This window comes from Rhodoglobus sp. (assembly GCF_053580035.1).
The window spans coordinates 917,245-942,483 of sequence record NZ_JBMDVL010000001.1 but is presented as its reverse complement, the minus strand read 5'-3'; the positions used below and the strand labels follow the sequence as shown (position 1 = coordinate 942,483).

28 protein-coding genes and 1 tRNA gene are annotated in these 25,239 nt (G+C 60.1%); 20 read left to right on the top strand and 9 right to left on the bottom strand.

Annotated features, from left to right (window positions below; genetic code table 11):
• Nucleotides 1-6 precede the first annotated feature (6 nt).
• From ACOH1Z_RS04630 to ACOH1Z_RS04620, 3 genes are read right to left on the bottom strand one after another with little or no spacing between them, the layout of a single operon-like run.
• A complete protein-coding gene (locus ACOH1Z_RS04630; protein WP_449647294.1) occupies nt 7-1,653 on the bottom strand; it encodes a DNA repair helicase XPB in 1,647 nt (548 codons plus the stop codon).
• 24 nt (nt 1,654-1,677) lie between these two features.
• The gene (locus ACOH1Z_RS04625) at nt 1,678-3,534 is read right to left on the bottom strand and encodes a helicase-associated domain-containing protein (RefSeq protein ID WP_449647293.1); all 1,857 of its coding nucleotides are present in this window, start codon (nt 3,532-3,534) and stop codon (nt 1,678-1,680) included.
• Nucleotides 3,521-3,787 (bottom strand): hypothetical protein, encoded by a 267-nt coding sequence (locus ACOH1Z_RS04620; RefSeq protein ID WP_449625716.1) that lies wholly within the window; start codon nt 3,785-3,787, stop codon nt 3,521-3,523. The genes ACOH1Z_RS04625 and ACOH1Z_RS04620 overlap by 14 nt, the downstream gene beginning before the upstream one ends.
• 63 nt (nt 3,788-3,850) lie before the next feature.
• Here ACOH1Z_RS04620 and ACOH1Z_RS04615 point away from each other — a divergent pair, with 63 nt between their 5' ends.
• Nucleotides 3,851-4,234 carry a cold-shock protein gene (locus ACOH1Z_RS04615; RefSeq protein WP_219950420.1) on the top strand — a complete coding sequence of 128 codons (384 nt, stop codon included), beginning with the start codon at nt 3,851-3,853 and terminating at the stop codon, nt 4,232-4,234.
• On the top strand, nt 4,227-4,877 hold the full coding sequence (locus ACOH1Z_RS04610) for a DUF3027 domain-containing protein (RefSeq protein WP_449647292.1): 651 nt from the start codon (nt 4,227-4,229) through the stop codon (nt 4,875-4,877). The genes ACOH1Z_RS04615 and ACOH1Z_RS04610 overlap by 8 nt, the downstream gene beginning before the upstream one ends.
• Nucleotides 4,878-4,887: 10 nt before the next feature.
• Here ACOH1Z_RS04610 and ACOH1Z_RS04605 read toward each other — a convergent pair whose 3' ends face one another.
• Together ACOH1Z_RS04605 and serC are read right to left on the bottom strand one after the other, a co-directional pair.
• Nucleotides 4,888-5,133 carry a DUF2530 domain-containing protein gene (locus ACOH1Z_RS04605; RefSeq protein ID WP_449647291.1) on the bottom strand — a complete coding sequence of 82 codons (246 nt, stop codon included), beginning with the start codon at nt 5,131-5,133 and terminating at the stop codon, nt 4,888-4,890.
• Between the two features lie 9 nt (nt 5,134-5,142).
• On the bottom strand, nt 5,143-6,255 hold the full coding sequence (serC, locus tag ACOH1Z_RS04600) for a phosphoserine transaminase (RefSeq protein ID WP_449647290.1): 1,113 nt from the start codon (nt 6,253-6,255) through the stop codon (nt 5,143-5,145).
• Nucleotides 6,256-6,295: 40 nt separating this feature from the next.
• Here serC and ACOH1Z_RS04595 point away from each other — a divergent pair, with 40 nt between their 5' ends.
• The 15 genes from ACOH1Z_RS04595 to ACOH1Z_RS04525 all read left to right on the top strand — a co-directional run bounded on the left by ACOH1Z_RS04595 (nt 6,296) and on the right by ACOH1Z_RS04525 (nt 18,352).
• Entirely contained in the window at nt 6,296-6,997 is a 702-nt protein-coding gene (locus tag ACOH1Z_RS04595) for an iron-dependent transcriptional repressor DtxR (protein ID WP_449647289.1), read from the top strand.
• A 335-nt stretch (nt 6,998-7,332) separates the two neighbouring features.
• Nucleotides 7,333-7,830: an HNH endonuclease gene (locus ACOH1Z_RS04590; protein WP_449647288.1), complete on the top strand. Its 498-nt coding sequence runs from the start codon at nt 7,333-7,335 to the stop codon at nt 7,828-7,830.
• Nucleotides 7,831-7,912: 82 nt separating this feature from the next.
• Complete coding sequence (locus ACOH1Z_RS04585) at nt 7,913-8,953, top strand: CHAP domain-containing protein (protein ID WP_449647287.1); 1,041 nt, start codon at nt 7,913-7,915, stop codon at nt 8,951-8,953.
• A 33-nt stretch (nt 8,954-8,986) separates the two neighbouring features.
• The gene (locus ACOH1Z_RS04580; protein ID WP_449647286.1) at nt 8,987-9,385 is read left to right on the top strand and encodes a hypothetical protein; all 399 of its coding nucleotides are present in this window, start codon (nt 8,987-8,989) and stop codon (nt 9,383-9,385) included.
• Between the two features lie 58 nt (nt 9,386-9,443).
• Nucleotides 9,444-9,515 (top strand) — tRNA-Arg (locus ACOH1Z_RS04575).
• 501 nt (nt 9,516-10,016) lie between these two features.
• Nucleotides 10,017-10,682 (top strand): GntR family transcriptional regulator, encoded by a 666-nt coding sequence (locus ACOH1Z_RS04570; protein WP_449647285.1) that lies wholly within the window; start codon nt 10,017-10,019, stop codon nt 10,680-10,682.
• Nucleotides 10,683-10,754: 72 nt separating this feature from the next.
• Nucleotides 10,755-11,534: an MBL fold metallo-hydrolase gene (locus ACOH1Z_RS04565; protein WP_449647284.1), complete on the top strand. Its 780-nt coding sequence runs from the start codon at nt 10,755-10,757 to the stop codon at nt 11,532-11,534.
• Between the two features lie 10 nt (nt 11,535-11,544).
• Nucleotides 11,545-12,330 (top strand): NAD-dependent epimerase/dehydratase family protein, encoded by a 786-nt coding sequence (locus tag ACOH1Z_RS04560; protein WP_449647283.1) that lies wholly within the window; start codon nt 11,545-11,547, stop codon nt 12,328-12,330.
• A complete protein-coding gene (locus tag ACOH1Z_RS04555) occupies nt 12,327-13,319 on the top strand; it encodes a phosphoglycerate dehydrogenase (protein WP_449647282.1) in 993 nt (330 codons plus the stop codon). Before ACOH1Z_RS04560 ends, ACOH1Z_RS04555 begins: the two co-directional genes overlap by 4 nt.
• Nucleotides 13,316-14,122 (top strand): hydroxypyruvate isomerase family protein, encoded by an 807-nt coding sequence (locus ACOH1Z_RS04550; RefSeq protein ID WP_449647281.1) that lies wholly within the window; start codon nt 13,316-13,318, stop codon nt 14,120-14,122. Before ACOH1Z_RS04555 ends, ACOH1Z_RS04550 begins: the two co-directional genes overlap by 4 nt.
• Complete coding sequence (locus ACOH1Z_RS04545; protein ID WP_449647280.1) at nt 14,119-14,787, top strand: hypothetical protein; 669 nt, start codon at nt 14,119-14,121, stop codon at nt 14,785-14,787. Before ACOH1Z_RS04550 ends, ACOH1Z_RS04545 begins: the two co-directional genes overlap by 4 nt.
• Complete coding sequence (gene otnK / locus ACOH1Z_RS04540) at nt 14,784-16,007, top strand: 3-oxo-tetronate kinase (RefSeq protein ID WP_449647279.1); 1,224 nt, start codon at nt 14,784-14,786, stop codon at nt 16,005-16,007. Before ACOH1Z_RS04545 ends, otnK begins: the two co-directional genes overlap by 4 nt.
• On the top strand, nt 16,000-16,638 hold the full coding sequence (locus ACOH1Z_RS04535; protein WP_449647278.1) for a class II aldolase/adducin family protein: 639 nt from the start codon (nt 16,000-16,002) through the stop codon (nt 16,636-16,638). The genes otnK and ACOH1Z_RS04535 overlap by 8 nt, the downstream gene beginning before the upstream one ends.
• Nucleotides 16,635-17,309 carry a substrate-binding domain-containing protein gene (locus ACOH1Z_RS04530; protein ID WP_449647277.1) on the top strand — a complete coding sequence of 225 codons (675 nt, stop codon included), beginning with the start codon at nt 16,635-16,637 and terminating at the stop codon, nt 17,307-17,309. Before ACOH1Z_RS04535 ends, ACOH1Z_RS04530 begins: the two co-directional genes overlap by 4 nt.
• Before the next feature lie 50 nt (nt 17,310-17,359).
• On the top strand, nt 17,360-18,352 hold the full coding sequence (locus tag ACOH1Z_RS04525) for a nucleoside hydrolase (protein ID WP_449647276.1): 993 nt from the start codon (nt 17,360-17,362) through the stop codon (nt 18,350-18,352).
• Between the two features lie 60 nt (nt 18,353-18,412).
• Here ACOH1Z_RS04525 and ACOH1Z_RS04520 read toward each other — a convergent pair whose 3' ends face one another.
• The 3 genes from ACOH1Z_RS04520 to ACOH1Z_RS04510 form a co-directional block, all read right to left on the bottom strand.
• Nucleotides 18,413-18,832: a cytidine/deoxycytidylate deaminase family protein gene (locus ACOH1Z_RS04520; protein WP_449647275.1), complete on the bottom strand. Its 420-nt coding sequence runs from the start codon at nt 18,830-18,832 to the stop codon at nt 18,413-18,415.
• Nucleotides 18,833-18,946: 114 nt separating this feature from the next.
• On the bottom strand, nt 18,947-19,903 hold the full coding sequence (locus ACOH1Z_RS04515) for a nucleoside hydrolase (RefSeq protein ID WP_449647274.1): 957 nt from the start codon (nt 19,901-19,903) through the stop codon (nt 18,947-18,949).
• 89 nt (nt 19,904-19,992) lie between these two features.
• A complete protein-coding gene (locus tag ACOH1Z_RS04510) occupies nt 19,993-21,309 on the bottom strand; it encodes an MFS transporter (RefSeq protein ID WP_449647273.1) in 1,317 nt (438 codons plus the stop codon).
• Between the two features lie 569 nt (nt 21,310-21,878).
• Between ACOH1Z_RS04510 and ACOH1Z_RS04505 the strand changes: the two genes are divergently transcribed.
• The 3 genes from ACOH1Z_RS04505 to ACOH1Z_RS04495 all read left to right on the top strand — a co-directional run bounded on the left by ACOH1Z_RS04505 (nt 21,879) and on the right by ACOH1Z_RS04495 (nt 23,570).
• On the top strand, nt 21,879-22,346 hold the full coding sequence (locus ACOH1Z_RS04505) for a cupredoxin domain-containing protein (protein WP_449624221.1): 468 nt from the start codon (nt 21,879-21,881) through the stop codon (nt 22,344-22,346).
• Between the two features lie 43 nt (nt 22,347-22,389).
• Nucleotides 22,390-23,061, top strand: coding sequence for a hypothetical protein (locus tag ACOH1Z_RS04500; protein ID WP_449647272.1), 672 nt, complete (start codon nt 22,390-22,392; stop codon nt 23,059-23,061).
• Nucleotides 23,062-23,153: 92 nt separating this feature from the next.
• Nucleotides 23,154-23,570, top strand: coding sequence for a hypothetical protein (locus ACOH1Z_RS04495; protein WP_449647271.1), 417 nt, complete (start codon nt 23,154-23,156; stop codon nt 23,568-23,570).
• A 78-nt stretch (nt 23,571-23,648) separates the two neighbouring features.
• On the opposite strand, the gene ACOH1Z_RS04490 is transcribed toward ACOH1Z_RS04495, so the two are convergent.
• Nucleotides 23,649-25,040, bottom strand: coding sequence for an APC family permease (locus tag ACOH1Z_RS04490; RefSeq protein WP_449647270.1), 1,392 nt, complete (start codon nt 25,038-25,040; stop codon nt 23,649-23,651).
• Nucleotides 25,041-25,239: the final 199 nt, after the last annotated feature.

Here is a 25,239-nt window from a genome sequence, read left to right as displayed (position 1 = left end):
CGTGGCTTACGTCAGGTCGGCGGCATCTAGAATCGTGTAGCTGTAACCCTGCTCGGCGAGGAACCGCTGGCGGTTCTGTGCGAAGTCCTGGTCAACAGTGTCGCGCGCAACGAGCGTGTAGAAGTTGGCGGGCAGGCCACTCTCCTTGGGGCGCAAGAGGCGGCCAAGGCGCTGGGCTTCTTCTTGCCGGGAGCCAAAGGAGCCACTGACTTGGATGGCAACAGTCGCTTCGGGTAGATCAACAGAGAAGTTGGCGACTTTGGAGACGACCAATATCTTCGTGATGCCTTCGCGAAATTCTTGGTAGAGGCGTTCACGTTCCACAACGGACGTAGCGCCAGTCAGTTGCGGCGCATTCAGCTGTTCGGCGAGATCATCAATCTGATCGAGGTATTGCCCGATCACGAGAATCCGTTCGCCGGCGTGCTTCTTTACCAGCGCTCGCACAACCTCGGTCTTTGCTGGGGCCGTTGCAGCAAGTCGGTATCGCTCGTCGTCAGCGGATGCCGCATATTCAAGACGCTGGTTCTCCGGAAGATCTACCCGAACCTCGAAGCAACTCGCGGGAGAGATGAAGCCTTGAGCCTCGATCTCTTTCCACGGCGCATCAAAGCGCTTGGGACCGATGAGGGAGAACACGTCACCTTCGCGACCGTCTTCGCGCACGAGAGTGGCGGTGAGGCCGAGGCGGCGTCGTGCCTGCAGGTCGGCCGTCAGCTTGAAGACGGGGGCGGGAAGCAAATGCACCTCGTCATAAATGACAAGACCCCAGTCGAGAGCATCCAACAGCGCAAGGTGGGCATACTCACCCTTACGCTTCGCGGTGAGAATTTGGTAAGTCGCAATCGTCACAGGCAAAATCTCTTTCACCTGGCCCGAATACTCACCAACTTCCTCTTCTGTGAGAGTCGTTCGCTTCAAAATTTCGGCACGCCACTGTCGCGCCGAAACCGTATTTGTGACCAAAATCAGGGTTGTGGTCTTGCTTTGGGCCATGGCGCCCAAACCCACGAGCGTTTTGCCGGCACCACAGGGCAAGACAACAACGCCAGAACCGTGGTGGAAGAAATTGTCGATGGCGTGCTGCTGGTACTCGCGCAGACCCCAGCCCGCAGCATCCAACTCCATCTCGTGGGGAGTGCCCGGCGTGTAGCCAGCGTTGTCTTCTGCTGGCCAGCCCAACTTCAAAAGTTCTTGCTTGAGCTGACCACGAGCCCACGACTGCACGACAAAAGTGTGCTCGCCGCGACGCTCGAACAAGAGACTCGCAACCTTTTTTCCGCGCGTAATTTCGCGCAAAACAGCGGGATCAATTGCCGTCAGAGTGAGAGCGCCGTCATCGTCGCGGTTGATGACCAGGCGACCATAGCGCCCAACAGTCTCAGCGATATCAACGCTGACACTCTGCGGAATCGGAAACTTCGAATACTTCTCGAGGGTCTCCAACATGGCATCAGCATCATGGCCAGCGGCGCGCGCATTCCACAGCCCCAATCGCGTAATGCGATAGGTATGGATGTGTTCTGGCGCACGCTCTAGCTCAGCAAAGACAGCCAAATCGTGACGTGCGTCTTCTGCAAGAGGGTGCGCTACCTCAAGCAAAACCGTGCGGTCAGACTGCACGATGAGAGGTCCGTCGGGTGCTGTGTTCATCCGACCTAGCCTACGCCCGCAAGCCTAGCGTTCGGTCGTTGCCTCAACCCCGATGATGCTCGACAGCGGCAGGGTGCGTTCGATGTCTGCCCCACGGTCGAGACCGCGCATCCGCCCCGCTGCCACCGTTGACGGTTCGAGCGTGTACACAACCTCTCGACCGTCCGGCATTTTCACTGTGACCTTGAGCAACAGCTTGTTGCGAATAGCGACCTCGATCTGTCGAGACAGCCAGGCCTGATCCTCATCGCCCGTAGCGCCACCTTGGCCGTTGCGAAGCTTCGCCAACAATTGCTGCGGCTGCGGATCCTGAGCTTCTGCCTCGTTCACATCGCTCACCTGATCACGCCGAAGCGACAAAATCTTGCCAGTGCTGTCTTCTGCCGCGACCGGATACCGGGCGTCGCTGAGAGCCCAAAACAGCTGCTCGACACCAAAACGCGCGACCAAACGGTCGGCCTCATGTCGCAACCCAAACGGACCAAAGTTGGGGTCAACAGCGATCGACTGCAGCAACAACCTGTCTGGTGAGGTGACGTAGCTGCCGACAGACCCGTGAACACCAACCCGAACCAGCCCATGCCGTGACGCTGCCTCAGCAAGCAAGTATTCGACCGGTTGCGGAACACCAGTCAACGAAATCTCGGCCAAGAATTCGCGCATTCCTTCGAGCGTTTCGCCCAGAGTCATCGCGTGATGAAGGCTTGACGGCGAAATCCGATACGTGGATGCCAAAGCTCGAGTTTCGACATCGGCAATAGTGCGCAAGCGCGCATCGAGCTGTGGCGCAAGAGGTCCCGGCGAAATAACAGTGAGATCGGGCTGCACATACACGTGGTGCACTTCGTTCGGAAACAGTGCAGCCATCGCGGCTGCAGCATCGGCCGGGGTTTGAGTGAGAAGCGCAATGCCTGCCGTGCTCGGGAGCCTCTCCGCCGTCACGCCAAGCAATTGTGCGTCACGGCTGTAGCGCCGCACTTTTTCGAGCATCCACTCCACGCCGGCAGGAAACAACCAGCGAACATACGCTTCAACTCCGTCACCCCAGAAGCTGTGAGTGCGGTCGGCCAAGATGGTGCGGATCTCCTCTGGCACACCCTGATGCCACGCTTCAGCAAGCTGTAGCCAGCGCTGATCTGCCGAGCGCGACATCCACTCGGTGGCGTTAGCGGTGGGCATCCATTGAGCGTTGGTTGTTGCGACCAGACCGGCACGCTCGGCAATATCGACTAGCCCGGCAACTTTCTCAAGCGGCACAGACATTGATACGGCGAGGCGCTTTGAGTCAGGCAGCGATACTCCGCCGCGGGCAAGATCACGCACAGGAGAACTGCGAAGCTGGTTGAGAAGCTCGGTTACCTCATTGGTGGTCGAGAACGCATTCTCGGCCGCAATGCGATCGAGGGAGGCACGCTCAGACGGTTCAACAGAAGTGAGCGTCGACGGGGGAGCTGTATCGAGCAACTCGCCAGTAGAAGGCAGATCATCGAACGGCCACCCAGCGAGATGGTCGATAACGCCGTCTGGGGCGCTGTAGCGACCGCCACGGAAAATCAGCAACGCATGCTCAACTAGGCGATCCAGGCGTGACTGCACAGCAACGGGGTCGGTGCCGAAGCTGCCGAGGGCAGCCGCAACATCTTCCGCCGTCAGCGAAGTCGTATCGGCAATAACTGCGATTGTCGCCAAGGTTGGGCGGTCAAGAGTGCGAAGAACCCGCTCTAGTGACGTCGTTTGCTGTAGGGCATCCGCGAGGTCAAAGAAGTCGCTGACTGTGTTGCTGCGAACAACGCGCGAGCGCAGCAAGTGAAGGAGTTGACTATCGTCTAGTGCGCGCAGTTGAGCAGCGAGCAGAAGAGCAGCGTCGCTAATTGTGGCCATTCCGATATTCGCGTTGGCGGCGGCGCCCATTCAGCACCAGGAGGGTGATGATGAAAACCACGCCCAACGGGAGAGCAAAGTAGGGCATAGTGATGACTGCGGGCCACGCACCTGTGTCGAAATCGCTGAGACCAGCTGCGGTGGCAACAACTACGGCGACAAAGCTAATCACGGCGAGTGCGATCGAGATGGCGACGAGGTAGGCGAGCACACGCTCGATACGAAGGTCGCGTTCAGTTGAATGATTTGTCACGTTGACAAGGATACGCGCCCGTTTACGTTCTAAGCTTGAGTCACGATACGAAGGAGCATGCCCATGCCCACCGGCAAGGTTAAGTTTTACGATGACGAGAAGGGTTTTGGCTTCATCATGAGTGATGAAGGCCAAGAGGTCTTCTTGCATGCCTCTGCGCTGCCTGCGGGCACGACAGGGGTAAAGGCGGGTACGCGCCTCGAGTTCGGCATTGCTGACGGCAAGAAGGGTGCTCAGGCGCTCTCCGTGCGCGTCATGGATGCTCCTGCGAGCATGAGCAAGCTCAATCGCAAACCAGCCGATGATATGGCCGTGATCATTGAAGATTTGGTCAAGCTCATGGACGGCATCGGTTCTGGTCTCAAGCGGGGTCGTTACCCAGACAAGGCGCACGGCGCCAAAATTGCTTCAATGCTGCGAAAGGTAGCGGACGAACTAGATGCCTAATAGCCAGTACGAAAAGCTTGCTCGAGGGGCACTCCTCGAGATCACTAACGATGCGTCGATTGGTGCACTCGTCGGTGAGCAGGTCGAAAGCGAAGGCACCGTCTCGGTGATCTTTGCCTCGGCCATGCCAGGCTATCCGGGCTGGAATTGGACCGTCAGCATCGCCCACGTAGAGGGCGCTGAGCCAACGGTTCTCGAAGCAGAGCTCATGCCGGCCGAAGGCGCACTGCTTTCGCCAGACTGGGTTCCGTGGTCTGAACGACTTGCTGACTACAAGGCTGCGCAAGCAGCAACGGATGCCGCAGGTGCAGAGAAGGCGGAGTCGGACGAAGTCGTCGGTGACGACGACCTTGACGACGACGAAGACGAAGACGACGATTTTGACTCCGCCGTCTTACACGGTGGCGATCTAGATGGTGTCGATATCGACGATGTGGCTGACGACGAAGACGACGACGATTACGACACTGGTGCACTTCGTGGCGGAGACCACGACGGCGTGAGCGTCGACGACCTCGACGATTCGAGCGATGATGACGACGACGAATCGGACAATGATGACGACGACGATTCGGATGATGACGAAGAGTCTGACGACGACGACGCCCTCGATGACGACGACGATCTAGACGATGACGAGTAGCACTTCGCGCCTAGCGTGAACCCTTGCCACGCCTGACGTGCGTGTAGACGAGTCCGATTAGCCCAAGCACGAGTCCTGCGACCGCTGTCCACAACCACCACAGGTTACCGGCAGCATTCAATGGCTCGATAAAGAGCAACAAAACGGCAAGAGCAATGACCCACGCGACAATGCCAACGAGCATCGCCTTGCGGTCGTCAGTCTCGACCGGCTGGGGGTCGGGCCGTCGTTCCGAGTCTTTGAGCCAGATACGCACGGTTTCAGGCTAGTGGCTATTGGCGATCACAAAGTCGATCGATGAGACCAACTTGCGTACGTCATCCGGTTCGATCGCAACGAAGGTGGCAACGCGCAGCTGGTTGCGACCGAGTTTGCGATACGGGTTGGTGTCAACAATGCCGTTGGCTCGCAGCGTCTTGTCGATTGCCGAAGCATCGATGGCATCATCGAAATCGATCGTGACAACAACCTGCGAGCGGTGCTCCGGGTTGATGACGAAGGGCGTGGCAACGTCGCTTGCCGAAGCCCAGTCATAGAGAACTGACGAGGATTCACGGGTGCGAGCATCTGCCCATGCAAGGCCGCCGTTGCCGTTGATCCAATCGATCTGGTTCTCGAGGAGCAGCAAAGTACTGAGTGCCGGGGTGTTCAGCGTCTGGTTGAGGCGTGAATTGTCGACCGCATTCTTGAGCGACAAGAACTCGGGGATGTAGCGACCCGAAGCAGCGATACGCTCGACGCGTTCGATCGCAGCGGGCGAGAAGAGCGCAAACCATAGCCCGCCGTCCGACGCAAAGTTTTTTTGCGGTGCGAAGTAATAGACATCAGCCTGACTGGCATCAAACTGGATGCCGCCTGCAGCGCTTGTGGCATCAACAACGGTGAGCACGCTGCTGTCATCAAAGCGGCGAACAGGAGCCATAACGCCGGTTGAGGTCTCGTTGTGGGGATACGCGAACACATCGGCGCCATTGATTTCGTCGAGTTCAGCGAACGACCCGCCCGGGGCGTTCACGACATGAGGCGATTCGAGGTGGGGTGCTGCGGCCGCTTTCGCAAACTTTGACCCGAACTCTCCGAAGGAAAGGTGGGCGCTGCGACGTTCGATGAGGGCGAAGGCTGCGGCATCCCAGAAGGCGGTCGAGCCACCATTTCCGAGGACAACTTCGTAGCCGTCAGGAATCTGGAACAGGTCGCCAAGCCCCGCACGTACGCGGCCGACGAGGTCGCGAACGGGTGCCTGACGGTGAGAGGTGCCGAGGATTGTGTGGGCGGCTGACGCAAGATATTCGATCTGTTCTGGGCGCACCTTGGATGGGCCGCATCCGAATCGTCCATCGGCGGGAAGGAGGTCATTGGGAATCGTCAGGCTTGCCATGCGTCCGATTCTATTGGCCCATTCGGGCTAGTCTTATTTCATGACCGATCTCGTTGACACCACCGAGATGTACCTGCGCACGATTCTTGACCTTGAAGAAGAGAACATCGTTCCGTTGCGGGCACGCATCTCTGAACGGCTCGGCCACTCTGGGCCAACCGTTTCGCAAACTATCGGCCGCATGGAACGTGACGGCCTCGTCGTTGTTGAAGGCGACCGTCACCTCGAATTTACTGCGGAAGGCCGCCGCCGTGCCACGCACGTGATGCGCAAGCACCGTCTCGCTGAGCGACTGCTCGCTGACGTTATTGGGCTCGATTGGGCTCTGGTTCACGATGAGGCGTGCCGCTGGGAACATGTGATGAGCGAGCAGGTTGAGCGCAAGCTCATCGAAATGCTTGATCACCCCACTGAGTCGCCCTACGGCAATCCGATCCCTGGCCTTGAAGAGTTGGGTGGCGTCGCTGCTCCCTCCTTCAGCGCGGGAATGGTGAACATCGTTGATTTGGTTGCGGAGACAACTGCACCAGTTTCGGGGCTCATCCGTCGACTCGGAGAGCCTGTGCAGTTCGAACCAGAACTGTTGCAGCAACTGTTCAATGCCGGCGTGATGCCAGGCAAGACGGCAACGTTCTCTGCCGCCGACTCCTATGTTGCGGTCACCGTCGAAGGATTTGGTGAGGGGCTCGAACTTCCAAACGAGGTTGCCGTTCACATTTTCGTTGAGAAGCCGCGCGTCTAGTTCTCTGAATCTCGTGTTTACCAAGACGTAACCGTCTTGTCATTCTGTGCGGCGCGCCTCCGTGCAAAAGGTGCCAAAAATTGGGTTAGCCTGTAGCTCTTGGAGTTCACGAATGAACCGGAGAATCGCATGTTGAGTAGGTGCAGCGTTCAAACCGTGGACGCGCGTGCCCACTTCTACATACGACACAGCAGTATTGTGCGCGGCAGTTTTCGCGCGCTGAATCACTAGGCATCGTCTTTCGACGGTGCCTTTTTGTTTTCTGCCTCCCATTCGCTGAGCCTCAAGGAAGTCGATTGCCTGCAAGCCGTGCAGGCTCTTTCGAGAGGATGACAATGCGTACTTTGGTACTGAACGCCGGCTACGAACCGCTCGCGGTCGTGTCTTTCAAGCGAGCGATTGTGCTCGTTTTGAATCAGAAGGCGACGATCATTGCTGCCGATTCGGAGCATCCGGTGTGGGGTTCAAGCGGATCGTGGGATCGCCCGTCGGTGATCATCCTGCGAAATTATGTGCGCATTCCTTCTGCGAGAAGACTGCCAGTGTCCCGTCGGGGAGTTTTGCGCCGAGATGGCCACCGCTGTGGCTATTGCGGCGGCTCGGCGAACACCATTGACCACATAATGCCGCGGTCGCGAGGGGGCGAAGACTCGTGGGAAAACTTGGTGGCGTGTTGCCTGCGCTGCAATAACATCAAGAGCAATCGCACCCCTGCTGAGATGAAGTGGCGCCTGCTGATTAAGCCGCGCCCACCACACACGAGCGCGTGGCTTGTGAGGGGAATTGAAAGGGCACTCCCAGATTGGGAAGAATATTTGGCTCCAGCCGCATAACTGTTATGCTGTTGTGATTATTCCCGTAGCCCGAGACTTTCCCTAGATCTGTCTCGATTTCTCTTAACTGTTAGGTTTTCGTTTGTCGCGCTTGCCCTCTGATAGCTCGGATGCTCTCGGCGTCCCCGCGGGAGAAGCCGACAGCAATGCACCAGTATTTCTTTCGCGACGCGAAGCGCGTGCTGCCCGTGACGCGGCTGCCGCGAAGCACACGGCGGTAGCAAAATCTCCGAGTGCACAGCCAACAGTGGAAAAGGCGCCGCAGATTTCGGCAGTCATCCAGGCGCCAGCGGTCGTGCCCGAGATTCCGATTGCTCCCGATGCTGTGGTGCGCTCAAACGTTGCTGCGTCCAGCCCCGTAGCGAAAGCTGCGAATCGTGCGGTGGCGCGACCACGTACCGGTTCGCCAAAGCGCGCTCGCCGCAACCCCGTGCGAGCTATGGCGTCAATGGTTGTCATCGGCGGGCTTTTTGCGGTCGCAGGGTTGCCGGCTTACGCAGAGAGTGGCCTCTTTGCTGATGAGGGTTCGGTTGTCGCTTCTGCCGAGGTTTCAGATGCTGCCACGGTAAGCGTCCAGTCGCTTACTGTCAGCGCAGACCTCACTCTTCCTGAGCTGAAGCGCGACCAATTCGAGGCGACCTCGCCTGAAGATTTGGCTCTCATCCGTCAGCAAACCGCACTTGCTTCGGCCAACGCGGTTTACGCAGCATCGGGCGCTCGAGCGTTGGGCGACGATTACCCGTGGGCGACAGCGGGCTACAACCTGTCTCCTCTCAACTACTACTACCGCCAGTGCACCGACTTTGTGGCGTGGCGTCTGAACCGCGATGTCGGTTCGTTCTCGGCACCCTTCCGTTGGGCGTGGGCTGACCTGACTCCGAACGGCGGAAACGCATCGCAGTGGAAGGCCGCTTGGGATGCCCACGGCTGGACAGTCAGCGCCACCCCCGTGGTCGGTTCTGTTGCCTGGTTCGGTTGGGATAACCACGTCGCTTACGTCAAGGCAGTAAATGCCGACGGCACTGTTTTGCTCGAAGAGTACAACTACGTGAACCGCGTCTACAGCCAGCGCACGCTTGCTTCTGTTGATGTTGAGGCGTTCCTTTACCCACCTGGGCAGTAGCATCCGCTTGGAGTGCGCGGTGAATGTGCGCCTATGAACAACACCGAACTCGTTGCCGCCTTTGAGGCTGGCAAGATTTCTCCCGCAGAGTTTTCTCATGAAAACCATGTCCGTGTAGCGTGGGGCCTCGCTCGCCACTACGGCAAGGCTGATGGGCTTGAACTGCTCACTATCGGGATAAAGGCGCTCGCTGTTCGGGCTGGCAAGCCGGATGCGTTCCACGTCACCCTCACGCGAGCCTGGTTCGAGCTCATCTCCTCGGTAGGAGATGTTGATGCGGCGCCTGAGCTGTTCGGTAAGTCGATCATCAAGCATTTCTATTCTGCCGGGCGGATTGCTTCGGGTCGCGAGCAGTGGCTCGAACCAGACCTCAATCCGCTGAAGTGGCCGATCCCTGAGCTCGCTGGCGAGCCGACCAGCGAATCGCACTGAGTCCGGGCCGGTCGCCTTCGGCATCCGAGTGCCTGACTCGACTACACTCGTAGCGCCAGCCTCTGTAGCTCAACGGAAGAGCAACTCCGTCCTAAGGAGCAGGTTGGGGGTTCGAATCCCTCCAGGGGCACAGCCTTTTTTGCCTTCTGACCAGGTATTTGTTCTGTGGTCAGACCATGAAAAATCCGTTTTTGCCCACCTTTTGCCCACTCTTAGAAAACTCTGACGGCAAACTCGAGCCAGATTTTATGGCGTCCATTGCGCTTCGTTCGTCGTCTCAGAACGCCGAAATCGAGCGTTTCGAAACTCTCTTGGCTCGATAAAGAACTGAGCATTCTGCTCTCTGAGTCCCTGGCGCGAAGGTTGTCAGACGTTGACGAAGTTCCTGGACGGCCGCGTTCTCAGCAAGCTTCGGGCCCAACCCGGTGCGAGGACCGAGGCGGCGCAAAGGAGTCGGTCGACACGTAAAGCCCGCAAACGCCGAGGAGCGTGTCCACACGGCTACTGGTCGATAGATTCGGCGCGTGGACTTTGAACACATCGCCGTCGTGTTGGACCGTTAGTCAGGGGGCCGCAGCGCGCGGGCGGTAGGCTCAAACCTGATTGAGGGTGTCGACGCAAGGGAGAGCTAATGGCCGAGCGCAAGTCAGCGAGAAAACCGATCGCAGATCAAATGTACGACGTGTTGCTACATCAGTTCATGTCGGGGGAGCGCGGAGCGGGCGAGAGTCTGAACATTGGCGCACTCTCTCGCGAGCTCGATGTCAGTCAGACGCCGCTGCGTGAGGCGCTCGCGCGCTTGGAGTACACGGGCCTTGTTCAGCGTGAGGCGCTTCGTGGGTACCGCGTCGCACCAATGATGACGCGCGCCGAAGTCGAGCAGCTGAAGGAAGCGCGTCTTGTGCTGGAGCCCCGTCTCGCCTACTGCGCCGCGTTGCGAATCACGCCTGAGTTTCTTGCCGCGTTGCGTGAGAGCCTGAACGAGTTCGAACAGTCAGCGGATGCGGCTGACATGGAGACCGAAGGTTTTGACCTGTATTGGCGCTCGGATAACCAGTTTCACACGCTGATCGCGGAACAGTCGGGTAACCAGTTCTTGGCACTCGCGTACGCGGCGCTCAGCGGCCAGATTCAGCGGTTCCGACTCTTTTCCAAGTTTGGTCGCACGGGAGCACGTCAGGCAGCGCCCGAGCACGGTGCGATCTTCGATGCGATCGTGGCGGGCGATGCGGACAGTGCGGCAGAAGCGATGCGCCTGCACGTTCTCGGTGCTACGGAGCGACTTTTGGGGAGCTAAGTCGGCGGCAGCGCTCATGGACAAACCAGTGAGAATCCAATACTATAGTCAATAGTATTGGAAGGAGATGCGATGGAGCAGATGAAGCAGGCCGCGGCGCGGTATACCGCTCACCCTCTCGTTGAAGGGTTTCCCGGCAAGTCCAGCTCGCACGGCGCCTTTGGCTGGAGCAGCCTCTGGCTCCTAGACGATGGCACACGCCGTGTACTGGTCGATGCGGGGCAGCCCGCCTACATTCCTCTGATTCACGAGTCACTTGAACGTCTGGGGCTGACTTCGGCAGACATCACGGACGTATTGCTGACCCACATGCACTGGGATCACGTCGCAAATTTTACGATGTTCCAGAACGCCGTCACCTGGGTGGGCGAGCAGGAACTGGCATGGGCGGCAGAGCAGCCAGCAGGAACCAAGTTCATCCCTGACCTGCATGTGCAAGAGCTCATGCGCCGCACCGAGCGTGTCGAACGGATGCGGCCGGGGCAAGAGGTGCTGCCAGGAATCCACGCGATTGCCGCCCCGGGTCACACGCCTCATCACCTGGCATTCTTCACTGAGTGCGCTGAGCAGTCCCTCATTTTTGCGGGGGACTCAGTGAAAAACATTCATGAGCTGGCCACCGCGCACGTTGACTCCACCATGGACGAAGACGCGAGCGTTCGCACGATCGATCGCTTGCGTTCGCTTCTGACCGACACGAGCGCGACTCTGCTGCCCGGCCATGATGTCGGCCTCAGCATTGTCGATGGTGAGGTGCAGCGCCTGCGAGAACAGCGCGCCCAGATCAGTTTCTTTGCCGACGCACTGAGCGCCGAGGTGGACCGCAGCATCGGCTGCGCCGACGCCGGATGAAAGGACAATCATGACTTCCGTCCTCTATACAGGAGGCGCTGGCCGCATGGGCCGCGTGATTCGCGAAGGACTCGCGGGGAACTATGAACGCGTGGTCCTATACGTGCGCAGCGAACCGGTCGAACACCTCTTCGCACACGAAGAGGTCGTCGTCGGTGACCTCAGCGACATGCAAGCCCTGACCGCGGCTGCCCAAGGCATCGACGTGATCGTGCACCTTGGAGCTGTCGCAGACGAAGCGTCATTCGAACGCATCCGCGAAGCCAACATTGACGGCACATACAACGTCTACGAGGCAGCGCGCCGCGCGGGAGTGCGCCGTATCGTGTTTGCCAGTTCCAACCACATCATCGGGTTTCACCCTGCCTCCGAACGTCTCGACGAGAGCGCTTCGATTCGCCCAGACTCCTACTACGGCGTTTCGAAAGCGTTTGGCGAGGCACTGGCGAGCCTGTACTACGACAAGTGGGGAGTGGAATCGGTGTTATTGCGCATCGGAACGTTCCGTCCCGAGCCCGAAGATGTGCGCCAACTTGCGCTGTGGTTGAGCTGGCGAGATGGCATTGAGCTGACTCGCTGCGCGATTGAAAACGGTCCTGTGGGATGCCAAGTTGTTTATGGTGTCTCGGCAAACGCCGATGGCTGGTGGGATGCGCGGGCCGGTTGGGCTGCTATCGGATTCACCCCGCAAGACAATGCGGCGGAGCACGCGCAGGACGTCGACTTTGATGTTCCTGCCCCCCAGTATCACGGCGGTGCATTCACCGCCTCTGAGTATCAAGGAGGAATCTGGTGAGCGAAAACACCACGTCCCACGATGTCATAATCACTACCGCGTTCCTCAACCCGGGCGACGAGGTAGACAAACTGCTGCGTGGTGCCGGTCTGTCGACGCGCCACGAGCCGAACCTTGCTGCCTATTCTGAGGTAGACCGTCGTGCGATCTTGGCCTCAACGCGCGCCATCATCGCGGGAACTCAGCCGCTGACAGCGAACGATCTTGCCAGCGCTCCGAACTTGCAGATCGTCGTACGAACGGGTGTCGGGTACGACAGCGTTGACGTGGAAGCAGCAACGATTCAGGGTGTTCCAGTCTGTGTCACGGCGGGCGCTAATCGTCAGGCCGTTGCCGAACACGTTTTCGCACTCATGTTGGGTGTTGCCCGTCGTGTTCCCGAGAACGTCACCAACCTGAGAGCAGGGACCTGGCAGCAGCTCACGGGCCGCGAGCTCCGTGGCGCGACGTTGGGAGTGTTGGGTCTCGGATCCATCGGCAAGGCCGTGGCCACGATTGCCGCGGGTTTCGGCATGAAGGTCATCGCCTATGACCCGTACTTCGACGACGAATTCGCTTCAGCACACAATATTGCCCGTGCGGAGCTTGACGACGTTCTTTCGCAGGCCGATTTCGTGACGCTGCATCTGTTCCTCGATGACTCGACGCGAAACCTCATCAATGCGGAGCGCTTGCGTTCCATGAAGAACGACGCGGTTCTGGTTAACACGGCTCGTGGCGGCATTGTTGATGAAGCGGCCGTTGTCGACGCTGTTCGCGCCGGTGTGATTGGCGGCGCAGCTCTGGACGTGTTCGAGCAGGAACCCCTGCCTGCAGACAGTGGGCTTCTGCACACGCCTGGCATCCTCGCCACGACCCACGTCGCGGGCGCAACCCGTGAAGCGCGTGGCGAGTCTGGTCGTATGGCCGCAGCCAACGTGATCAGCGTTCTGGCTGGGGGCGATGCACAGTTCGTTGTGAATCCGGCATACCGAGAAGACGTAGCATGATCATCCAGACATCGGGCGGCCAGCTCCGGCTGGCAGCCAACCTCAAATGGATGTACACCGAGCTGCCCTTCGAAGCACGTTTTGACGCGGCTGCGGCTGCAGGTTTCACGGGGGTTGAATTTGCATCCCCCTACGAGCTCCCTGCTGCGCGCGTGCGAGAGTTGCTCGATAACGCCGGCCTCACGCAGGCGCTGATCAACACCCCCGGTGGTCCTGCGGGTTCCGCTACCGCCATGGGCACAGCGTATGTGCCATCCGCTCAGACCGTATTTCGTGAGGGCGTCGAGCGGGCACTCCACTACGCAGATGTGCTCGGCAACCCCATCGTCCACGTGATGGCTGGCCTGCATCCCGCGGAAGTGGACCCGGAGTTCGCCTTTGCGGCATACGTCACCAACATTGGCTGGGCTGCAGCGCAGGCTCGCGCGGCTGGCGTTCACATCGTGCTCGAAGCGATCAACAAGCGCGAGCAGCCAACCTATGGCTTGGCTTCGATGGAGACGGCGGCCGCGGTAGCTGAAGCCGTTGACCCTGGCACCGTGGGCGTGCTGTTCGACGTCTATCACGCACAGGCCGACCGCGGCAACGTGATCGAGCGATTCGAGCGGCTTGCCCCACTGGTCAAGCACGTACAGATTGCGGATAATCCCGGCCGAGGCGAGCCCGGAACAGGGGAAATTGCGTACGAGCAGGTGCTTGCACGGATTGCCGCCAGCGGCTACTCCGGATGGGTTGGTTGCGAGTATGGTCCCGTCGGCGACACTGACGAAGGCCTCAACTGGATCGAAAGGATTACCCAGTGAACGCCGTGAAAATCGCCCTGATTAGTGCGACAACGCTGGCCATTGCACCGGCAGCAGCCGCGGTGAGCGCGGCAATTCCGAACAGCACGGTGTGGAATCTTCTTGACGACCATCTGCTTTCCGATCTGAAGCAGCAAGGGGAGATGACCGCACCACTCGCTGCTCGCATGGACGTTCTGATCGAGTCCGCCCTCGCTGGCGGGGCGGACGGTATCTTGCTGACGTGCTCCCAATACGGCGTGCGCGCCGACTACCGTGACCCCGCAACCGACGGTGTTGCCGTGTTTTCCGCGGACGGACCGCTTTTCGAAGACACTGTAGCGCTCTCACCCGCGAGCGTTCTCCTCGTCGCGTCTCTGGAGTCAGCGGCTGAAGACAGCACCGCGCGCCTTAAGGCTGCCTTTGCAGCTGCAGGCGCGGCGACCTCCATCCATCCCATCGTGGTGCCCGCCGCGGCCAAACCTCTCGCCGTTGCCGAGCTAGCCGCCCACCTGGGCGCCGCTATTTCTGCGGCGAGCGAGCCCTACGACGTGGTCGTGCTCGCTCAGTATTCACTCGCTCCCGCGGCCGAGGTGCTGCGTGACCATATCACCGTGCCTGTCCTCGACGGTCCGAGTGTTGCCGCTTCGCGCTTGCGCGCCGTGATCGAGGGATCACCACGATGATTGGCGTCATTGCTGATGATGTGACGGGTGCAACCGATGTGGCTGCGGCCCTCAGCCGCGAGGGCCTGCGAACGCTGCTTACCCTCAATGCAGAAACTCCCGTCACGGGAGATGCTGACGCCATCGTGACTGGCCTGAAGACCCGCTCGATCCCGGTGGCTGACGCCGTAGCGACGAGCCTGGTGGCGCTACGTACGTTGCAGGACGCTGGCGCCACGCGCTTTTACTTCAAGTACTGCTCGACGTTCGATTCAACGGATGAGGGGAACATCGGGCCCGTCACTGAGGCGCTCGCCCAGGCTCTGGGAGTGTCGACGGTGGTGACGACCCCTGCGGCCCCCATCCACGGGCGCACCGTGAGTGACGGAAATCTGTACGTCTTTAACGTTCCGTTGCATGAGACGCACATGGCGCACCATCCGATCACGCCGATGCGAGACTCGAACCTCGTGAGCCTGCTCACTCCGCAGGTGCAGGGCACTGTCACAACGCTGCCGCTTTCTGCAGTGCATGCTGGAGCGGCTGTAGCACGCGCCACGATCACCGCAGCCGAGAGCGCAGGTATTGCACACGTGATCGCAGATGCCGTTGACGCCGCCGATCTCGCGGCAATCGCCGAAGCTGTAGACACCGCAGTGCTGACCGCCGGGTCTGCCGGTCTCATCGGTGCAATTGCCGGACGTCAGTTCGCATCCGGCCGCACAATTTCCGCACCGCCCGCCGGACGCACCGCGATCATCGCTGGAAGTTGTTCGCGACGGACTCTTGAGCAGATTGCCGCGTTTCAGACATCTGGTGGACCCTCGCACCGCGTCATTGCAGAACCAGGCCAGACGGCATTGGAACTGGCTGAGGCAGCGTTGACGTGGTGGGATAAACAGCCCGCAGAAATCTCCGCGCTGATTTACTCGTCAAGCTCGGACGAAGAACGCAATGACGAACTGCCAGAGGCCGGTGAGCTGTACGAACAAGTGGCAGGAATCGTCGCCCACGGACTGGCGTGCCGTGGGGTTCAGCGCATGCTCGTCGCAGGTGGTGAGACGTCGGGCGCAGTGATCCGTGAACTCGGAACCACGGTTGCTGTTGTGGGGGATGAGGCTGCCGTAGGTGCGCCCTGGATTCATGACGTGACCCATGGCGTGCACCTCGTGCTGAAGTCAGGAAACTTTGGTGACATCGACATGTTCACCTCCGTTGTGGGAGATGCAAGCGATGACTGACCTACGTAAAACTGTCGAACGCGTGGCACACTCTATCCACAGGCGCGGGCTCACTCATGGTCGTACGGGCAATCTGGCGGTACGCGAAGGAGATCGCATTTTGGTGACCCCAACAGGTGTGAGCCTGGCCGATGTCTCGAGCACCGATCTATCTGTGCTCGATGGTGAGGGTCGTCATCTCGAAGGTCCTCCACCGACAAAAGAGGCGTTTTTGCACGTTGCCGTTCTTCGGGCTCGACCGTCGGCGCACGCAATCGTGCATACGCACTCGGTGCACGCTGCTGCGCTATCCTGCCTGGCTGATCTTGACCAAGATGACGCGCTGCCACCGCTCACCGCGTACTACGGAATGCGCGTTGCGCCACTGCAGGTCCTACCGTACTTTGCGCCAGGCGATAAGGCAGCGACCCGTGCCGTCCAGCGAGCTGCCACGCGCTCGCACGCGCTGTTGTTGCGCAACCACGGGCCAGTGATTGCCGGCGCTGACCTCGACTCGGCGTTGGATGCGCTCGAAGAACTCGAACACACCGCGCAAATCTTCTTCCTCACATCAGGGATGCGCACCGCACCCCTAACGACGCAACACCTCGCTGCCCTGCAGCCTCAGCCCCCTCAGGAGCCCAAAGCATGATCACGCTATACAGCGGACTCGTCGTTCGACAGCCGCTCGTTGAAGAACTTATTCCAGCGTTCGAAGCCGCTACGGGTGATCGCGTCGTGGCAACGTTTGAGCCGACCACTGTGCTGCTCGACAAGATCGCTGGCGGCGAGCGTCCTGATTTGTTTCTGGGCGTTTCGGCTTCCGCGCATGACCTAGCAGCTCAGGGCATTCTCGATGAGGAAACCGTTTCTGACATCGCAGTCTCGGCCGTCGGGTTCGCGCGGCTAACTGACACACGGGCGCCTGCTTCAGATACCGAAGAGGAATTTCTTCAGTATCTTTGCGACTTTCGAGTCGCGTACACGCTCTCTGGCGCCAGCGGTATTCATTTCATGAAAGTGCTGCGCGAACGTAACCTGCTCGACATTATCGACGAGCGTGCCGTGCACTTTCCCGCAGGTCTCACCGCTGAAGCCGTGGTCGACGGTCGTGCAGATATTGCCATCCAGCAGGTATCCGAGTTGCGCTCCGTGACAGGTGCGCACGTGGTGGCTCCGATTCCGCACGCGCTGCAGTCATACGGTCGCTTCGCGATCGGCGTTGGCGTTTCTGCACCTGCATCTGCCCTGGCATTCGCGGCGACGCTCACCGAAGCGCGCGCGCAAGCGGCATTCGCGAGCGTTGGACTCAGCGCACCGTAAGGCCCCACGCTCACAACCTGCTGCGCAGACGCAGCGGAAAGTTAGGAATCATGACGAAGAGAAAAGTGATTATCGACACCGATACGGGTGTAGACGACGCACTGGCGATCATGCTGCTTGCAGCGGAACCCGACGTGGAGATCCTTGCGGTGGTCAGCGTCTTCGGAAACTGCACGGGCGAACGTGCGGCAGACAATGCGCGATACGTGCTCGACACCTGCGGGCGCAGTGACGTTCCGGTCTACCGCGGAAGCGATGTTCCCGTTAAGCAGGAGCTGCGCCTGAACCCGGGCATTCACGGCGAAGACGGGTTCGGGAACACCGGTTTGCGCCCCGCGGTCTCCGTTGCGACCGAGCCCAGCGGTGTTGACGTAGTGCTCGAACTTGTGCGCCAGCATCCCGGTGAGATCGACTATCTCGCCATTGGCCCGCAGACGAACCTTGCTCGCGCGTTAGAGAGTGAACCTGATCTGCTGAAGATGCTACGCAGCACCGTGATCGTTGGCACGCTGGGGCCCGCGCTTTACCGCGACACCGAACCGTGGGCTGATCGCCGCTTCCGAGTGTCGCGTGATCCCAACGTGACGTTTGACATCGACGCCGCTGAATCTGTCGCCGCTCACGAGGGTGATGTGACATGGTGCGGCCCCTATGTCACGCGCCAGGCTCTCGTTCCCGAGAACTTCTTCCTCGAGATCGCAGAGTCGACGGGCTACGCACCCGCCAACCTGATCACGAAGATCAGTGCGGACTACGCAGGATTTTACAGCCGCTCGTACCCACAACCAGGGGACGAGCGCGTCATGGGTATCAACGACAGCATGGCCGTCGCTGCCCTCCTGCGACCTGATCTGATCACGGCATCCGTGCAGCGCCCGTTGCAGACGTTCCAAGATCCAGCGACGGGGGACCGCTACCTGGCCGGTGTACACCCCGTCGAGGATGAGACGCGACCCCTGCACCGCGTTGTGGTGGACATGAACTTTGACGGCGTTCTGCGAATGATCGGCGAAGCCCTGCGCAGCCCCCTTCCTTGGCGCTAGAAAACAACGAGAAGGCCCCCTGAACTCGAGCTGAGTTCAGGGGGCCTTCTTATTGCTTCTTTAATCGTCGTAGGAGCGAGCGCGTATCCACGGCATGGGCAGGAGTTCGATGGGTTCCGCTGCGGCGACGACACCGTCCCCAGTGTCGACGAGGACGCGTAGATCCTGACCAAATTTCGGGATCAGTTCACGGCACACCCCGCACGGATTGATGACGTGCGGAACATCGTCACCCCTGAGTCCGACAGAAACGATCGTGGTGATGGCTTCCTCGCCGCCAATTTTCGCGTTGGCGACCGCGCTGCTTTCTGCGCACACCTTGACGCGCGGGGTGGCGAGACTCACGCCGAGATACACGGCTCCCGAGACGCCACGTGCAGCGGCGGCAACTCGAACCGCGCCAGGATCATGCACCCGTGACAGGAGTGCGGCGGCGGCATCGATGAGTTCCGCGTCTGAAGCAAGAAGTTCTTGAGTCACAGTCGTACCTTTCTAAGTGTCCGGGAGAAAGACGAAGCCTTCGACCGTGTCTAAAATCCACGGCCGAAGGCTTGTGCTGCTGGCTGCGCTCAGAGTGTGCAGCCGTCCGTCGCTCTAGTGCTTGGTTCCGAAAGCGGTGACGGACTCGACGAGCGCGTCTGCAACAGCTGCCGCGTCAATGTCCAGCAACACATCGACATTGGGGACTCCGCCCCAGCGGTCAACCATCTGGACGACCGTCTGTCCGCGGGTGTGCTTGCCGTCGAGTTCGACATCGACGCGCAGATGGCGCATTTGGAACCAGTCCGGGTTGATGGCGTATGCAACACACGGAACATCGTTCAGGTGCATGCCTTCGATCTTCCACTCGGGCATCTCAGTGGTGTCCTGGTGGCGGTCAGGATAGCCGATCATCTCGCACAGGGCCCGGCCCATGGGCGAACCCGATGTCCAGAGCTTCTCGACCCGTTCAGGAGTAACCGAGAATTTGCGGCACACGTCGAGACCGACCTGTGTGAGCTTCGCTCCAGATTGGATGACGATTTCGGCAGCTTCGGGATCGTTGAAGATGTTCGCGCTGGCAACAGGAGAGGCATTTCCCCATGTGAGAGCTGCTCCACCCATATAGATGATCCGGCGAACGTTCTCAGCAAACTTCGGCTCCAACGAGATCGCGAGAGCGACGTTCGTGAGCGGTGCGAGCGCCATGATGCTGATCTCGCCCGGGTTCGACATGACGAGCTCGATCATCTTCTGCACGGCCTCGGTGGGGCCATCAGCGCCGGGAGCTGGATCGGGGTATTCCCAGTACCCAACTCCGCTGGGGCGGTGAATGTGCTCGGCGAAATTTGGCTCGCCTACGAGAGGGCGGGGAGCACCAACCCAAATCGGCAGGTCCGGGCGACCCGACAGGTGCGTGATCTTACGTGCGTTGGCGGTTGCCTTCTGAACGTTCACGTTCCCGAAGACGGTGGTGAGCGCCTCGACATGGAACTCGTCCGTTGCGAGTGCCCAGAAAAGTGCGCCGGCGTCGTCGATGCCGGGATCAGTGTCGATGATGAAGCGTTCCATGGTTCCGTTCTTTCTAGGGTGCCTGTATCGGTGGGGAACCTCTGCGCGGTACCGCCGACGTCGCCGACGGTACCGCGCAGAGAGTTCGCCTACTTACCGACGAAGATGCCGTTGCGCTTCTTCGCTGCGAGGTACAGAACCACGCTAATGGCGCACAGGGTGGCGATGTATATCGGGAACATCCAGAACGTGCCCTCGCCCTGCGTCCACAGCAAAAGATACGAAGCGGTGCCACCAAATAGCGCAACGCCTACGCCGTAACCGAGGCCGAGGCCCGTGCCGCGAATGTGTTGGGGCAGTAGCGAGTTCGAGACCGTGACGAAGATCGTCATGTTGAGAAGCAACACGATTGCGCCGCCGAACATAACCCCTGCGAAAGTTCCGATGCCGGGCTGTGTGTAGAGCAATGACAGGAAGATCGTCGGAATTGCCAGGACGCGAGCAACGACGAATACCTTCGACATCGGGAAGCGGTCAAGATACTTGCTGAGGAACAGTGCGCCAAGAGTCATGAAGACTCCGAAGCCGGTGGTGATACCGAAAACAGCGGCGGGGTCTTCCTGGAAAGCAGCGCGCGCGAGGTTGGGCAGACCGGCGATCCACGTGTAGTTATAGGCCTGAATGGCACCGACGATGAAGACGGTCGCCAAAACGCTCAGCCAGTACTTGCGCACGTCGCCCCATACCGAGGGGAGCTGCTTCTTCACAACCTTCGCTTCGCGTGCGCCGTCGATGTTGAGCGTCTCAGGCAGCGTGGTGCGCAGCCACAACACGATGAGACCGAAGAGACCGCCGATGATGAACGGAATGCGCCAGCCCCACTCTGCGAGGTTGTCACCCACGAGCAGCTGCGTGAGGAAAAAGATCGACAGTGGTGCGAGCAAGTTTCCGAGGTTGTTGAAGAATCCGAAGAAGCCGGAGACATAACCGGGACGGTTCGGAACCAGTTCGAGTGCGTAGGCGGTGCCAAGGGGTGCCTCAACGCCGGCAGACAGACCCTGCAGCAGACGCATGGCGACGACTATGACCGGCGCGGCGACACCGATGGTCTCATACCCCGGCAAGACGCCGATGACAAAGCTGCCAAAGGCAACGGCTGTGATGGCGAAGATCATGATCTTGCGACGGCCGGCTCTGTCGGCGATAGACCCGAAGATGACGCCGCCAATGGGGCGAGCGATGAATCCAACGGCGAAGACGGCGAGTGCATTCAGCGTCGATGCGAGCGCGCTGTCTGCGGGGAAGAAAGCGGCCCCAAGGTACGAAGAGAGTAGCCCGAAGATCGCCCAGTCGTACCATTCGAGGGCGTGGCCCCAGCTGAGGGCGCGAAGGTGCTTACGCTCGGTTTTGCTGGCTTTGCCTGTCAGCTGTGCTGACGAGGGCGCCGCGACGTCTTGTACGTGCATGGAGCTCCTTTGCTCAACTCTCCCGGAGGATAGTCCTTTATATCTGCGAACGCCTCGGATCGGGCGGCAGGTCTCATCCCACTATAGTATAGCGCAAGCTATTTTGCGCATTCGGGTTTCGTTACGGGGGGGCGACGGTGAAAATTCCCGTAGTTTCGCCCGAAGAAGGTAATCTCCTTCAGCCACATCGGCGCCCCGATTGGACTTCGCGTCACCGAAACGATGCCGGACGTCCGCCGGTAGGACGAGCGCCTGACCTTCCACTGGTTGCTGCCAGCGAGCACAATGAACCAGTATCAGACGAACGACGCCGACCTGCCCGAGGCCGCAGCTTCGGCCTCGGATCGGGACCAGTCATCGATCCGGACCCGATCCCGGGTCAAACGTGCGTCGCAGAACCCTTAGTGCCTAACGTCGTCGGCCAGCCCGTGCGGCGAATTCGTACAGCGGCGTGGGCCTGAGCAGCGCGCCGAGCGGCGTTGTGCCTTCGGGCACCCCTCTCGAGGTCAGTTTTTCTGCGCCCAAAAATTGATACCAAACCACTTCGCGCAGGGCGCCGAATCATCTACATGTCACTCACCAGAACACTTCGGGCACCGAAAGCCACCCTCGCAGGTGCGCTCATCTTGCCAGCACTTCTCGTCGCGCTTTCAGGATGCGCAGGTTCGCAACCGTCCCCAACGATGCCGTCAGCGACAAGTGGCACCGAGCAGTCTGCCGAAGCCGGCGAAAACGTCGTTACGACTATCGGCCTGAAGTTCATGCCGAAAGACCTCACCGTCAAGGTTGGCACCACGGTTACCTGGCAGAACGGCGAGACGATCGGCCACACCGTGACCTCCGGAGCCTGGGGCGATGTAAACGAATCAACGGGTCTCCGCGGTACGCAGACACCCGACGGCCTCTTTGACCACGATCTAGCGCCGAAGGGTCAGGAGGGCGACACGTTCTCTTACACCTTCGACGAACCCGGCGAGTACTTCTACTACTGCCAACCGCACTTGACCATGAACGCAAGCGTCACGGTCGAACCGTAACAATCCGTACGACACAACACACCATCATCAAGGAGAAGAAACAATGCGTAAAATCACAGCAATCACCGGTCTCGGACTCGCCGCGGTACTAGCACTCTCGGGCTGCTCAGCTGCAGCAGAGTCGCCCGCCACTACCGACGACATGACCTCTTCAGCGGTCACTGACACGGTAAACAGCGACGGCTCGACGTTGCGTGCAACGCTAACCGCACTGCTCGCCGACCACGTCTACCTCGCCGGTGCAGCCATTGACCAGGCACTAGCCGATGGTGGCGACCTCACGACGGCAGACGTCGCTGCAGCAGTTGAAACCCTCGACAGCAACTCGGTTGAGATCGCAGCCCTCGTAGGCTCGGCCTACCCGGACGCTGAGCAGCCTTTCCTTGATTCATGGCGCTCGCACATCCCGTTCTTCGTGAACTACGCGGTCGCAAAGGCAACGGGAGACGAGGCTGGCATCGAACAGGCCATGTCAGACCTGGGTGGCTACGCGGTATCGTTCGGCCAGCTGATCAACTCTGTTGTTCCTGAACTGCCGGCCGAAGCCGTACAGGCTGAGCTTGAGATGCACGCCACGTCGCTCGTTGCAGCGATTGACGCGAACATCGCCGGTGACCCTGCCTACTTCTCGCTGTTGAAGGAAGCTGCAGGCCACATGCCGATGACGGCAACGGCACTCGCTGGCGGAATCGCAGCCAACAAGGGTATTCAGTAAAACCACTCTGTGAATGACGCCGGCGGGGAGCGAACGAATCGCTCCCCGCCGGCTTCAGCATTTCCAGAAAGTTATCGAGAGAGAGCAAGGACATGAAAATTTTCATCATTGCGGCACGAATCTGGATTGCACTAGCGCTTTTGGTTAACGCCTACGTGCACTTCGTCCTCGCGTCTCCCTTCGATGCCATCGTCGGCTCACTAGTCAGTCAGGGTGCCCTGTTCCGCATCCAAGGTGTAGTGAACATCCTCGCGGCCGTCCTGATTCTGGTGGTATATCGGTGGTGGACTGGGCTGGTCGTGGCAGTGATTGCGGCGGGCGGCCTCGCACTACTGGTGGCATCGGTATATGTTCCATTGGATTTGAGCGCAATCGGGTTCCCGGTGATCTACGAACCCGTGTGGTATCCCGACAAGGTAATAGCAGTTGTCGCACAGGGCCTCGCGCTAATTGGCGGGCTGGCGCTGGCGGTTGTGACTCGTCCTCGTGCAGCTCAGAAACAAACTTGACCTGATCAAACTCTCGCAACGACTGTGTGCTGGCGCCAACGACATCACGGTCTGCTCGGCGGTCTTCAGATATCGGCGTTAGAGTTCCGATGCATCGCGACCATCCCCATCCTGTTTTCGAAGGGATTCGATCGATCGGATGCCCTCTGGGCGGCCCGCGCGCACCCATAGCGCCCACAGTGTGGCTGCTATGAGAGCTGCAGCCGCGAGGCTCACGAGGGGCCACCCGCGGGCAAGGTTGACGATAAGCGTGAACGCCACAATGGCCGCGCCGATCACGTTGAGGACGAAGCGTTTGTGCTGGCGGGCCAGATGTGTGAACCGAGCCATCGCTAGCAAGCCGGAGAGGAAGCTCAAAAATACAGCCACCGCGTAGAACAGTACGAGCCGCTGGTCGTCAGCGCCGGTGGCAGCGAGGACGACCATCGAGAGAGCGGTGAAGAGTACGAGACCCCAATATGGGGTGTGGCGCCGATTCACACTCCCCAATGCCGCAGGCAGAATGCCCACGGCGTTCGTGCCCGAAGGATGCACCGCGAGCGCTTTCAGTAGCCCCGGGCCCGCCTGAAAGGAAGAACTTGCCGCGGCGAGCAGTAGCAGCGCGGTCATGAGCTGGAAGAGTCCAAACAGCGGGGCCGGGGCGACGTGCCGGGCAAAGTCGGCAATGAGAGTCGACCCCTCGTCGGGGATGCTGATGCCAAGCCGTGTCGCTTGCACTGCGAAGGTGAGCGTGAGTACGCCAACGATGCCGAGAGTGAGCCACAGTGTGAGTTGCCCGAACCAGCGGCGACCATCAGAATCGAGTCCGCCGAGCTGCGCAATCGCCGTCGAGGGAGCCTCGACACCGGTCGCGAGCGCCATCGCGACGGGAAAAGCCAGTATGACGGCGACAGCGCCCGCAAGCGCGTTCGGGTCGGCAGCTGCCGAATCGTCGAGGACTGCCGAATCGAGTGGCGCGGCAACAACACTGAACAGGAGCACCGACGCTGCCACCGCGACGAAGCTCACCGTCATCAGCGCGAACAGGATTCGCCCAAGATTTCCGAACAGGGACAACCCGCCAACAACGGCCACAAGCGCGAGGGCAATCAGCAAGCGCCACGGCGCAAGCACGGGAAAGTAGGCAATGACGGCCGATGCGGCTGCCGAGACGCTAATCGCGATGGTCAGTACGAAGTCGACCACGAGCGAGCCAACTGGCAGAAACGACCAGCCGTCACCGAAGGCTTCACCGATGGCAGCCGATGCTCCACCGCCATCCGGATAGCGGGCGATCAGAGCCCGGTAGTTCAGGACAACGAGCGCGATGATCGACACCACGAGCCCCATCGTCGCGACGAGCAGGTCGAGCCGACCATCCAGCGCCCGGAGCGCCGCTTCGACCGCGTAGGCGACCGAGGATACAGGGTCAGCCATGAGCGTGAACGCGAACGCAAGAAACAGAACGACGCGAGAGCGTAGGAAGGGCACGCGGCGACCCTACTCCGGTAGCAACCTAGTCCGTCGCGCGCCGCGGCGTGGCTGGGGGAAATTCGGGTGCTAGCCTCACGCGCGGGCTGAGGTGCGGAACACGCTCACCAGGTCGAGACCACGCCCGCAACGGAGCCGGTTGGGACCATGGCAGCGTGCGGGATGCCGGGCCGACTGCTTTCGCTTAGGTATAGTCGAG